Source organism: Dendronalium sp. ChiSLP03b (assembly GCF_034531165.2).
In the GTDB taxonomy this organism is placed as follows: Bacteria; Cyanobacteriota; Cyanobacteriia; order Cyanobacteriales; family Nostocaceae; genus Dendronalium; species Dendronalium minutum.
The window spans coordinates 53768-65601 of the sequence record NZ_JAVRBR020000013.1; the positions used below are offsets into that span (position 1 = coordinate 53768).

10 protein-coding genes are annotated in these 11834 nt (G+C 40.7%); 2 read left to right on the forward strand and 8 right to left on the reverse strand.

The annotated features are described in order from the left end of the window. Positions 1 to 102: 102 nt before the first annotated feature. Together RMY31_RS02685 and RMY31_RS02690 are read left to right on the forward strand one after the other, a co-directional pair. Positions 103 to 1497, forward strand: coding sequence for a polysaccharide biosynthesis/export family protein (locus RMY31_RS02685; protein ID WP_322661542.1), 1395 nt, complete (start codon positions 103 to 105; stop codon positions 1495 to 1497). Positions 1498 to 1631: 134 nt separating this feature from the next. After that, positions 1632 to 3815: a polysaccharide biosynthesis tyrosine autokinase gene (locus RMY31_RS02690; RefSeq protein WP_322661540.1), complete on the forward strand. Its 2184-nt coding sequence runs from the start codon at positions 1632 to 1634 to the stop codon at positions 3813 to 3815. 134 nt (positions 3816 to 3949) lie between these two features. On the opposite strand, the gene hypB is transcribed toward RMY31_RS02690, so the two are convergent. From hypB to RMY31_RS02730, 8 genes are all read right to left on the reverse strand, one after another. After that, entirely contained in the window at positions 3950 to 4786 is an 837-nt protein-coding gene (gene hypB / locus RMY31_RS02695) for a hydrogenase nickel incorporation protein HypB (RefSeq protein WP_322661538.1), read from the reverse strand. Next, the gene (gene hypA / locus RMY31_RS02700; RefSeq protein WP_322661536.1) at positions 4777 to 5118 is read right to left on the reverse strand and encodes a hydrogenase maturation nickel metallochaperone HypA; all 342 of its coding nucleotides are present in this window, start codon (positions 5116 to 5118) and stop codon (positions 4777 to 4779) included. The genes hypB and hypA overlap by 10 nt, the downstream gene beginning before the upstream one ends. A 15-nt stretch (positions 5119 to 5133) precedes the next feature. Continuing rightward, on the reverse strand, positions 5134 to 6237 hold the full coding sequence (gene hypE, locus RMY31_RS02705; RefSeq protein WP_322661534.1) for a hydrogenase expression/formation protein HypE: 1104 nt from the start codon (positions 6235 to 6237) through the stop codon (positions 5134 to 5136). Between the two features lie 92 nt (positions 6238 to 6329). Next, positions 6330 to 6545, reverse strand: a complete 216-nt coding sequence (locus RMY31_RS02710; RefSeq protein ID WP_322661533.1) for a 4-oxalocrotonate tautomerase family protein — start codon at positions 6543 to 6545, stop codon at positions 6330 to 6332. 43 nt (positions 6546 to 6588) lie between these two features. Further along, positions 6589 to 7740 carry a hydrogenase formation protein HypD gene (gene hypD / locus RMY31_RS02715; protein ID WP_322661531.1) on the reverse strand — a complete coding sequence of 384 codons (1152 nt, stop codon included), beginning with the start codon at positions 7738 to 7740 and terminating at the stop codon, positions 6589 to 6591. An 89-nt stretch (positions 7741 to 7829) separates the two neighbouring features. Then, on the reverse strand, positions 7830 to 8078 hold the full coding sequence (locus tag RMY31_RS02720; RefSeq protein WP_322661529.1) for a HypC/HybG/HupF family hydrogenase formation chaperone: 249 nt from the start codon (positions 8076 to 8078) through the stop codon (positions 7830 to 7832). Positions 8079 to 8134: 56 nt separating this feature from the next. After that, positions 8135 to 10483, reverse strand: coding sequence for a carbamoyltransferase HypF (gene hypF / locus RMY31_RS02725; RefSeq protein ID WP_322661527.1), 2349 nt, complete (start codon positions 10481 to 10483; stop codon positions 8135 to 8137). Positions 10484 to 10549: 66 nt separating this feature from the next. After that, positions 10550 to 11788: a hypothetical protein gene (locus RMY31_RS02730; protein ID WP_322661525.1), complete on the reverse strand. Its 1239-nt coding sequence runs from the start codon at positions 11786 to 11788 to the stop codon at positions 10550 to 10552. Positions 11789 to 11834 lie beyond the last annotated feature (46 nt).

An 11834-nucleotide genomic window follows, 5' to 3' on the forward strand; every position in this document is an offset into this window, starting at 1 on the left:
TGCAAAGTTAAAAGCGGCACAACAAAAAGAGACATTAAAGATACTTCCAAAGTAAAATAACGATTCGGCGGGTTAAATTCTGAATTCAGCTTTACTGCATTGATGTTTATATTTTCCAGTTTTCATATGCGTGTATTCAGCGCCCTGTGTTTTCTCAGTTTTCAGGTAGGTGTTTTCTTGACAGCTACTGCCCAAACTGTTATTGCTCAGCCTCTACCATCTTCAGGAGCGCCACAACCCTCTTCATTCCCGCCAAGTGTTTTCCCAGAGCAATCTCCAGGGCAAATACCTTCACCCCCAGCAATTACCAACGTTGTATCTCCAGATGTCAATGAAGAATCTCCCCAACTCAACCGCTATCTCTTAGGGCCAGGAGATGTCATTGGTGTTGTATTTCAACGCTCTACTGGTGCTTACCGTTTAGGATCGGGAGACATCATCACCGTTACGGTTCAACGGTTTCCAGACTTAAGTTTTCAAGCTCAAGTTAATCCAGAAGGCAACATTACTGCGCCACTACTTGGCACAGTGTCGCTGCAAGGTTTAACTTTGCAAGCAGCACAAGAAAAAATTCGCTTGTTGCTTAATCGTTATGTAATCGATCCCATAATAGTTTTATCTCTCACAGGGCAGCGTCCTGATTTGAGTTTTCAAGCTCAAATTGACCCAGAAGGCAATATTGTCGTGCCGCAAGTAGGAACGGTGTCCTTGAAAGGTTTGAGTTTGGAAGAAGCACAAGAAAAAATTCGCTTAAGTTTAAGTAGCGTCATGGTCGAGCCGATGTTCGCAGTGTCACTTGTATCGCCACGACCAGTTCAAGTGACAATTACTGGAGAAGTATTTAGACCAGGAATTTATCCTGTTTCCTCGGCAACACCCCGCGTCGCTGATGCTTTGCTCTCAGCTGGTGGCTCTACGATGACCGCAGATTTGCGGCAAGTGCAAGTGCGGCGGAAGTTGATGGATGGTTCTGTGATTTCACAAAATCTCGATCTGTATACAGCATTGCAAAATGGCGGTTCACAGCCTAATTTACGCCTGCAAGACGGCGATGCAATAGTTGTACCACGTCGTGAAGTTGGTACTGATGACAGTTATGACCGCAATCTAGTAGCGCGTTCATCCTTGGCTGTACCACAGATTAGAGTCCGAGTTTTAAACTACGCTGCGGGCGGAATTATTGTTCAAGCGCTGCCCAATGGTAGTACTTTCGTAGATGCTTTAGGAGGAATCAATTTAGATTCTGCTAACCTCCGCGATATTGCCTTGGTTCGCTTCGATCCGGAACGAGGTCGAGCCGTGACTCAGAAACTAGATGCCAAAAAAGCTCTTTCAGGTGATGCAACTCAAAATGTAGCACTCCAAGATAATGATGTTATTGTTGTTGGTCGGAACCTGATTACCAGAATTACTAATCTCTTCAGTACTATTACTCGACCTTTCTTCGATGTCCAAAGCTTTATCCGCTTCTTTGAATTCTTTGGCGGAGAAAGGTAGACGCGGTGAGACAGCGCTGCGGGAGGGTTTCCCTCCACAGGCGACTGCGAATCCGAAGGGGGACAAGAAGAATAAATACTAACAACTAACAACTGACAACTGACAACTGACTATCGTTTATATGTGCCTCTGCCATGACCCCACCAATTGTTAAGCGCTATCTTATTGCTTTTGAAAAGTATAAATGGATTGGATTAGCCAGCTTTGCTTTAGTTGTAGCAGGGTCAACGGTGGTGGCTATACAGCCAGAACCACCAGCTAGCTACATAGCTGATGGCGCACTTACCTACAATCGTCCACCAGTTTCTTTCTCAGCAACAGGTAGTGAAATTCAGCAACAAGGGCAAGAATTAAGCGAGCAAGTTTTGCTATCAGACCAGATCGTCGAAGCTGTATCAACAAAGGTCAATGTCAAACCAAAAACCATTGGTACAAATGTTGCTCTAAAACTACCGGAAAGAGCCAAGCCCGGGGAAGCAGCATCCACAATCATCGATTTGAAATATAAAGATACTGACCCTAAGCGTGCCCAACAGGTATTGCAGGAATTAATGCAAGCCATGATTCAGCTGAGTAGTGAGATTAATACAGGGCGATTAAAAGCAATTATTCAAAAAATTAATGAGCGTTTGCCGCAGGTGAAGTCAGAACTGCAAGCGGCTGAGAAAAAGCTAGAACAGTACGATCGCATCCAGCGACCAGCTATATTGGCAGCCGAAAATGGTAGTTTGCTGGGTGCTGTGACTGCAAGCCAAAATCAGCAACGGCAAATTCAATTTACGATTTCTGGAATTGATGCCCAAATTCGCAGTTTGCAAGAGAAGTTGGGTTTAAATGTCAACCAAGCTTATGTTTCTTCTGCTTTAAGCGCCGATCCAATTTTGGCGGAATTGCGCGGGCAAATCTACCAAACTGAAGCGCAAATTGCTTTACTGCGTAAAGATTTGCGACCCGAACACCCGACGATGATTCAGTTACAACGTCAAAAACAAGCTACCGAGGAATTATTGCAACAACGGGCTGCTGAGGTGGTAGGGGGTGGTGGTACCGCAGCACCTCTGGCTAACAACGTTACTGGTATTCGCGCCCAAAGTAGCTTAGATCCAGCGCGGCAGTCGTTAGCTAACCAGATGGTGGCTTTGCAAACCCAACGAGAGACGCTGCAACAACAATTAGCCGAGCAAATTCGCGATGAAGGAAGATTGCGATTCGAGTATTCTCAGATACCAAATAAGCAACTAGAGCGATCGCGTTTGGAACAGGAAGTTGGACTGAAAAAAGCTGTCTATGACCAAATGCAGGCAAAGCTTACCGATGCTCAGACAGCAGAAGCAGAAACCGTTAGTAGCCTCAGTGTTGCTAGAGTTCCTACTGTCATCCTTGATGCCAAAAAACCCAAGAGTGTCCCTGTCACTTTGGGGGTTGGTGGTTTCTTAGGATTGATAGTTGGTGGTGGTGTGGTATTTTTGTTGGGGTCGCTAGAAGGTACATTCAAAACCAAGGAAGATATCCGCGACAGCCTCAAGCAGCGGGAAGTTGTTCTGTTGGGAGAAATACCTTTAATGCCAGTCGATGATTTAGATGAAGAAACAGTGCCAGTGGTATTTTCTCCAGATTCTCTCTATTTAGAGTTTTATGAGAAGTTCCGCAGTAATTTGCGCCGAATGGGTGGTAATAATTTGAAGGTGTTATTGATTAGTAGCACTGGCAGCCAAGAAGGTAAGACAACGAGTGCTTATAACTTGGGTGTGGCTGCTGCGCGTGCTGGCAAAAGAACCTTAATTATTGAAACAGATTTGCGATCGCCTTCTTGTTCTTCTTCTCTAAAAGTTACTCCTGACCCTGAGGCTACCATCGAACCCCTGCGCTATTACGCCAGGTTGAGTGAGTGTATTCATTTAGTTCCTGATGTAGAAAATTTATACATCATTCCCAGTCCTGGCCCCGTGCGTCAATCCGCTGCTATTTTGGAATCCAGCGAAATGCGACGACTCATGGAGGATGTTCGCGAACGTTATGATTTAGTTCTATTAGATACTCATCCTCTAAGTTTATCTAACGATCCTTTATTGATTCAACCCTACAGCGACGGCATTGTGTTAGTAGCGCGACCGAACTATACCCAAGAAAATATGTTAGGTGAAGCGATCGATCAATTAGTTGAATCGGAATTAGGGTTGTTGGGAGTTATTATCAATGGTGCTGATATTATTGTTGCTGCGCCTCCGTCGGTTGAATCTTCAGCAAATTCATCTAAGGCAAAATCGGAAATTGAACAAGACTCAGAAGAAGTTTCGGCTAGTGCTAGTAACAACTAAATAGGAAGTCGTTTGATATAAAGTCCGCCTCATTTCTAAAACTCTCTATGTCTCTGCGCGACGGACACTTTCTTCAACAAAGGAAACCCCTGCACAGAAATGTCCTCCTCTGCGTGACATTTGATAATAACTATTTAACTAGGTGGTAAGTCTGTCACTTTTTCAGATAGCCATTTGTACCAACTATCTAATCCAGCACCTGTCTTTGCAGATACTTGAAAAATTTTAATCTGTGGATTAATTTGCTGTGCGTACTCTATGCATTTTTGCACATCAAACTCCACATAAGGCAATAAATCGATTTTAGTGAGAATCATAATCTCACTAGCACTAAACATATGAGGATATTTGATTGGCTTATCTTCTCCCTCTGTCACGGAGAGAATCACGACTTTTGCTTGTTCTCCCAAATCAAATAAAGCTGGACAGACTAAATTTCCCACATTCTCAATCATCACCACTGAGTTTAGGGGTGGATTCAGTTGTTGTAAACCCCTATCTATCATTGATGCATCGAGATGACAGCCAGTTCCAGTATTAATTTGGATAACTTTACAACCTGTTTCCCTTATTTTCTGAGCATCGTTCGTTGTTTCTTGGTCGCCTTCAATGACACTCAGGGTAAGCTGATGTTTTAAATCATTAATAGTTTGAGTTAAAAGAGTTGTTTTCCCTGCACCAGGAGAACTCATTAAATTTAAAGCAAGAATGTTTCGACCTTTGAACCAACCCCGATTTTGGGCAGCAATTAAATTGTTTTTTGCTAAAATATTTTGTTCTAAAGATATAGTTGTGTTATGAATTTTGGCATGAAGTTGTGAGACTTCGTGCTGGCGATCGCGACTATGAGAATGTGTGATGATACTACCATCTGGTAAAGTGTGAGTGTGATGATGGTGTTCAACTTCATCAACTTCTAGATTGGTAATTGTAGGTTCGCTATCATCATAACAACCGCAAGTTACACACATATTTCCTCTATTTCTATTTCTTTAATTTTCAGTTCTTCACCAGTTATTAAATTTAATTGCACGCTGCCGCATTTACAAACACCAAATGGTTTGTCTACAACAATTTCCGCACCACATTGTTGACATCGTGCTAAACCAGGAATTTCTCTAATTTCTAAAGTTGCTCCTGCTAAAACTGTGCCTTGAGTACAAATATCAAAACAAAATTGTATGGCATCAGGCATAATAGCTGAGAGTTTACCAATTTCTAATACAACTCGTCGTACTTTTTTACCTTTAGCATTTTCGGTCACGATTGCCACAATATTTTGGGTAATTCCTAATTCATGCATAAAAAATATTAGAACTTAACAAATTCGAGGCAATTGTTCGCCTACTAGCATATCTACAATACGTTCAGACCCAAAAACTGTTTTTAATAAGACAATTCCTGGAGGCGAGGAAATAACTTCGCCAATAATACAAGCATCTTTACCTGTAGGGTGAGATTTCATTGCTAATAAAACAGTGTCAGCATTCTCTTTTTCCACCACCACTACCAACTTACCTTCATTAGCTAAATATAAAGGATCTAAACCTAAAATTTCGCAAACTCCTTTGACTTCTTCACGCACTGGTATAGAGTGTTCGTGAAGACGAATTCCTACGTTAGAACTAAGGGCAAATTCATTTAAAACTGTGGCTAAACCGCCGCGTGTAGCATCCCGCATCGCATGTACTTTGGGACAAGCTTTGAGGATAGTTTCTATTAAATCATGCAACGGCTGACAGTCACTTTGAATATCAGTTTCTAATGCTAACTCTCCACGGGCAACTAAAATTGCCGCCCCATGATTGCCTAATTCACCATTAACTATAACTACATCTCCAGGTTGAATATTGTAGGCGGAAATGCTGATTTTTGTGGGGATAATGCCAATACCAGCCGTGTTAATAAATAGTTTATCGGCAGTACCACGATGCACAACTTTTGTATCACCAGTAACGATTTGTACGCCAGCTTTGTTAGCAGCTGCTTTCATGCTTTTGGCGACACGCCGTAAGGTTTCTACAGCTAGTCCTTCTTCTAAAATGACGCTACAAGTGAGATATAAGGGTTTAGCACCACTGACAGCTAAATCATTAACAGTACCATTGACAGCTAATTCTCCAATGTCACTGCCAGGAAAAAATAAAGGGTCTACAACATAAGAATCAGTGGTAAATGCCAGTCTATCTCCTTGTTGGAGAAGATTAGATAAATAAAAACTAGCTTGGTCTTCTAATTGGGAAAGAATGGGGTTATCAAAATTACTGACAAAGATATCGTCAATTAAATCGCGCATAGCTTTACCACCGCTGCCATGTGCGAGGGTGATATGCGTATCTTGTACTTTTCTCTGACGACGGCGGACTTGTTCTATTTTTTTAAATAGAGTATTTGAAGCTGAGTTATTTATAGAAAAGTCCATTGTTCAAATAGTTAAATAAAATGCATGAATGTAAGATTGTAGGGTATGTTAGTATTTCCTCAATTAACACCCTTACAATTTTTTAACTATATTTACCTGCCTGTTTCGTCATGCCTACCACGATGCCTATCGGAATGTAATAGACCACCCACTGCCCAATTTTCGCGTTCAAATTCATCAATGTGAATAGTTATCCATTCTGGTTTAGTATCTAAAGCTGAAACCAGGGCATTGGTAAGGGCTTCCACTAACTGCCGTTTTTTTTCGATGGAGTGTCCGCGGGCAATTTTGACAGTAACGAATGGCATATAATTGTACTCAAATCATAAGATAACTCACTTTAATCTTAGGTTATGGAGTTAGAGTTACTATTTGTTGTTCATCAAGTTTTTTGTTAGCAAAATTTGAGAATCTTCCGTATTTGTAATAAGCTGCACAAGCACCTTCAGAAGATACCATACAAGTACCAATGGGTGTTTCTGGCGTACAAGCTGTACCAAATACTTTACATTGCCAAGGTTTTAAAACTCCTTTGAGTATTTCTCCACATTGACAAGCTTTATGGTCGGCAACTTTACGATTAGGAATGGTAAATTTTAGTTCAGCGTCAAATTTTGCATACTCAGGATGAATTTTTAAGCCTGAAAAAGGTATATCACCTAAGCCGCGCCAATCAAAATTTTCTCGCACAATAAAAACTTTGTTCATGGCATTGATTGCCACTTGATTACCGGCTTTTTGTACTAGTCGGTTATATTGATTTTCGACTTGACAACGATTTTCTACTAACTGCTGTAACAGCATCCAAACTGATTGGAGAATATCTAAAGGTTCAAAGCCGGAGATAACAATTGGTTTATGATACCGTTGGGAAATAAATTCATAAGGGTTAGTACCAATTACCATGCTGACATGACCAGGCCCAACAAATCCATCGAGTTGCAAATCGGGATTATTTAGTAGGGCTTGGAGTGCAGGAATCACGAGGACGTGATTGCAAAACATACTAAAGTTATGAATTTTTTCGGCTGCTGCTTGCAGAATGGTAAAGGCGGTACTGGGGGCTGTGGTTTCAAAGCCTAGGGCGAAGAAGACTATTTCTTTGTTGGGGTTGTCTTTGGCAATTTGCAGGCTATCTAGGGGAGAGTACACCATGCGGATATCTGCGCCTTGTGCTTTGGCTTGTAGTAAGCTGGTTTTGGAACCGGGAACGCGCATGGTATCGCCAAATGTGGCTAGGATAACGTTATGATTTTGGGAGATAGCGATCGCATCATCTAATCTCCCTTTTGGCATGACGCATACTGGACAACCAGGCCCGTGAATTAGTTCGATGGCTTCAGGCAGAATTTCTTCGATACCGTATTTAAATATAGAATGAGTGTGTCCGCCGCACACTTCCATGATTTTGATCGGTTTTTCTAGCTGATGGCTTAGTTTTATAATTTGGCAGCGTAAAGCTTCAGCTTTTTCGGGTTCTCGGAATTCATCTACGTATTTCATGGGATGTGGAGAATAATAGATTTTGTGTATTAGTTAATTGTTTTTTAAACGAACCGCCAAGGTCGCCAAGGAAGAAGAAAAGAAGAGTTTTAATTAGTAATTGCTGCTAGTTCTTGCAATAGTTGTAATGTTTCTGCGGCTTCTTGTTCGTTAATTCGATTCATAGCAAAGCCAACGTGAACTAGTACCCAATCTCCAATACAGGCTTCGGGGGGATGTTGTTCGTCAACGATGCAGGCAATATTTACTTCGCGTTTGACACCGCCAATATTAACTATGGCTAATTTATGATTAGTGTTAGTTATTTCAATAATCTCACCGGGAATTCCTAAGCACATTTTTCTTTATCCTTGTTGAAGAGAAGCGAATCACAGATACATGAAGAAAATATTTATTAATAAGTATTAATTAATTGAGCGGCTGTAATCATGGCTTGACCTAAAGATAAACCGCCATCGTTGGCAGGAACTAAGCTATGTGTAAGTACATTAATTTCCAATGATTGTAAGTGTTTAGTAACCTGCTCTAATAAAATGCAATTTTGGAATACTCCCCCTGTAAGTACAACCCGATCGATTAGATTTTCCTGACGAAGGAGTTTAACCATTTCAACAATGGTATTTACTAAATTTTTGTGAAATTTTGCAGCTATAGTTTTTTGGGGAATCTGCTGCTGTAAGTCGTCTAATAAGCCTTGCCACATTAGGTCTGGCTCTATACAGTAAATGTTATCTAAAAAGCCCACCTCAAAATGATAATTATTCGTTTCTTTATAATTATTTAAGTTATTAATATCGACTAAAGATTCCATTTCTATGGCGGCTTGTCCTTCATAGCTACATTCTTCTAGACAAATACCAATAGCTGCTGCTACTGCATCGAATAAACGTCCTACTGATGAAACTGAGGGTGAGTTAATTCGTTTTTCGATAATTTGATTGAGAAGTTTTAGCGGTTTTTGTTTTAAAAATTTGAAAAATTCTAACTCAGTATATTGTTGTTGACAAGTATCCCAAAGTTTAGCAGCTAATAAGTGGGCATAGGTGTTACGCCAAGGCTGATAAATTGCCTGTTCGCCACCAATCATTGCCACTGGTTTAAAAGTTGCTAGTCGCTGAAATTGGCGGTAATCTGCTAAAAGAAATTCTCCACCCCAGAGTTTACTATCTTCGCCGTAACCTAAGCCATCTAAAGCGATACCTAAAACAGGTAGCGAATTTAAAGGTATACTATTTTCTGCCATGCAAGCAGCAATATGGGCATGATGATGCTGGATAGAATACAGTTTAATTTGATTGGCAGAAGCTAGTTGTTTACCGAGTTTACTTGAAAGATATTCTGGGTGTTTGTCAATTGCGATCGCTTCTGGTTTACGATCAAATAAGTTTAAGTATAAATTTAATGTATTTTGATAAGCATTATAAGCCGCAACATTTTCTAAATCTCCTAAATGTTGAGATACAATTGCTTCTTTTTCTCGCAACAAGCAAAAAGTATTTTTTAACTCGCTGCCCATTGCTAAAATTTGCGGAACATTATGAAATCCTAGTGGTAAATTAATAGTCGCGGGTGCGTATCCTCTAGCACGGCGAATTATTTGTACTGTATCGCCGACAACTCGCACAACAGAATCATCGACTCGGTTAACAATCTCTCGATTATGAAAGAGAAAATAATCAGCTATTTTGCCTAGTTTTTCTCGTGCTTCATCATTGTTAATACATTGCGGTTCATCAGCAATATTGCCACTTGTTAAAACAATTGGACGATTCATCCGCTTGAGAATTAAATAATGTAAGGGCGTATAAGGTAGCATGAAACCAAGTGTATTTTGCCCAGGTGCTACTAATGATGCTAGTTGTTTTCTTCCCAATACTGGCAGCAGTACAATAGGTGCGGCAGAACTTGTTAATAATTCTTTTTCCTTGGCGTTGACAGTGCAATATTCTTCAATTATTGATATATCACGCGCCATTAAAGCAAAGGGTTTATGATAGCGCTTTTTACGCTGACGCAGTTTTTGTACAGCTATTTCTTGTGTCGCATCGCAAGCTAGATGAATTCCACCTAACCCCTTAATTGCGACGATTTGACCTTTTTGTAACAGAGTACAAACGGCATCGACATCATCCATCATGGAGAACATAGACGCAGTGACAGGTTTACCATCTGCACGTTCTAACCAAGCTTTGGGGCCGCAAACATGGCAAGCTACAGGTTGGGCATGAAAGCGGTGGTTTTCAACATCGTGGTATTCCTTCGCACATTCTGGACACATGGTAAACGCAGACATACTGGTATTATGTCTGTCGTAGGGAATAGCACGAATAATACTCAGACGTGGGCCGCAATGAGTACAGTTGGTAAAGGGATAACGGTAAAAACGGCTAAAGGGGTCAAAAATTTCTTGTAGACATTGCGGACAAGTAGCTGCGTCAGGGACAATTTCTGTTTTGATGACATTACTGACACTACTAGAAATCACAAAATCATCAAAGTTAAATTCTCCTTCATAACTAGTTCGTGACAGTTCTTGAATTTTTGCTAATGGTGGACATTCTTGCTGTAATTTAGTGACAAATTTTGTTAAATCTTCCTCACTACCAGATACTCGAATTAAAACACCTTGCCCATCATTACAAACATCTCCCCGCAACCTGTAAGCTTTTGCAAGACGATAGACAGTAGGGCGAAATCCTACCCCCTGAACAGTACCGCGTACTCTAATTTCCTCAATTTTCATAAGCACCTAGACTACTACTCTAATTTCCTCTGTGTCTTTGTGCCTCTGTGGTTAAATTCTTAATTTTTAATTGAATCGCCACAGCAAAATTCGATTATTTCCAGAATCAGCTATTACCGCAATATTGTCAGAAATGTTTATCCCATAACACCAATTGAAACTATCTCGCTTTGGCAATCCAAAATTGCGATTTTCGCCCTTGCTTTGAAAATAGTTTTGTCCCGCGATCGCATCTGCCAAAGCACCCTGTAATGATATTATTGATTCTGGCTTTCTCCATCCTAACAACCGAGAGTTAGCAGTATCTGCAACTACCAACCAATCATTAGCAACACCCACACCATAAGGCATACTCAAACTACTAGCATTAGGGAAATAATCTCCTTGATTCATTTCCACAGTCTCAAAGCTTTTTTGTCCTAACACCAACGCACAAGTGGCATTATTTTCTATTGGCATTCCCTGCCAAATCATCACACGATGATTACCTGCATCAGTGATAACTAAATTTTCTCCCCAAAACGCTATATCGTGACACCAGCGCATACTCGCCGCAGTTGGAGAACCGCCACCATTTTCATTGCGAGATATCATATCTGGTTGTCCCAAAACTAAATCCGCAGGCTGACCATTTTCTATTGGTAATTCATGCCAAATTAATACCCGTCGATTTCCTGTATCAGCAACAAATAGCCTTCCTTGATGATAAAAAACACCATAGGGCCAATGCATTGTATTGGCATCTACCCGACTTCCTCGGTTTGGTTCGTTCTCAGTAAAATTAGCTTGCCCTAATACCAAGTCTGCTGGCACATTACTATCTTCCGGTAATGTTTTCCAAATTAAAACTCGATGATTCCAAGCATCGGCTACCGCTAAACCTTCTCCACAAGCACAAATTCCAGTTGGTACGCTGAGAGTTGTTCTTCCCAGTTTACATTTAGCATTTTGTCCCTCGTGGTGAAAGTCTGGTTGTCCAATTATCCAATCAGCAGGTTGACTATCTCTAGTGGGTAAATTTCGCCATCCTAATAACCGATGATGTCCCGTATCTGATACCCATAATTGTCCATTTGGTAACAAACAAGCACCACGAGGGCCAAACATTGTTGTAGGACTTGGCGCTATAGGTATTGCTAATATCTCTGGTTCCAAAATTTTACCTAAAATCACGTCTGCACCTTGAGGTGATAGAGGTAATTTTGGAGTATTTGCTGTTGCTTCTGATGGAAATTGTGGTGTGGGAACAATCACAAGAGAATATACATAAACACTAAATGAACGCTGATCATTATTTAAAATCATCGGCGGACATCAACATGTATCAATGGTGGCAATTTTAGATTAGGCT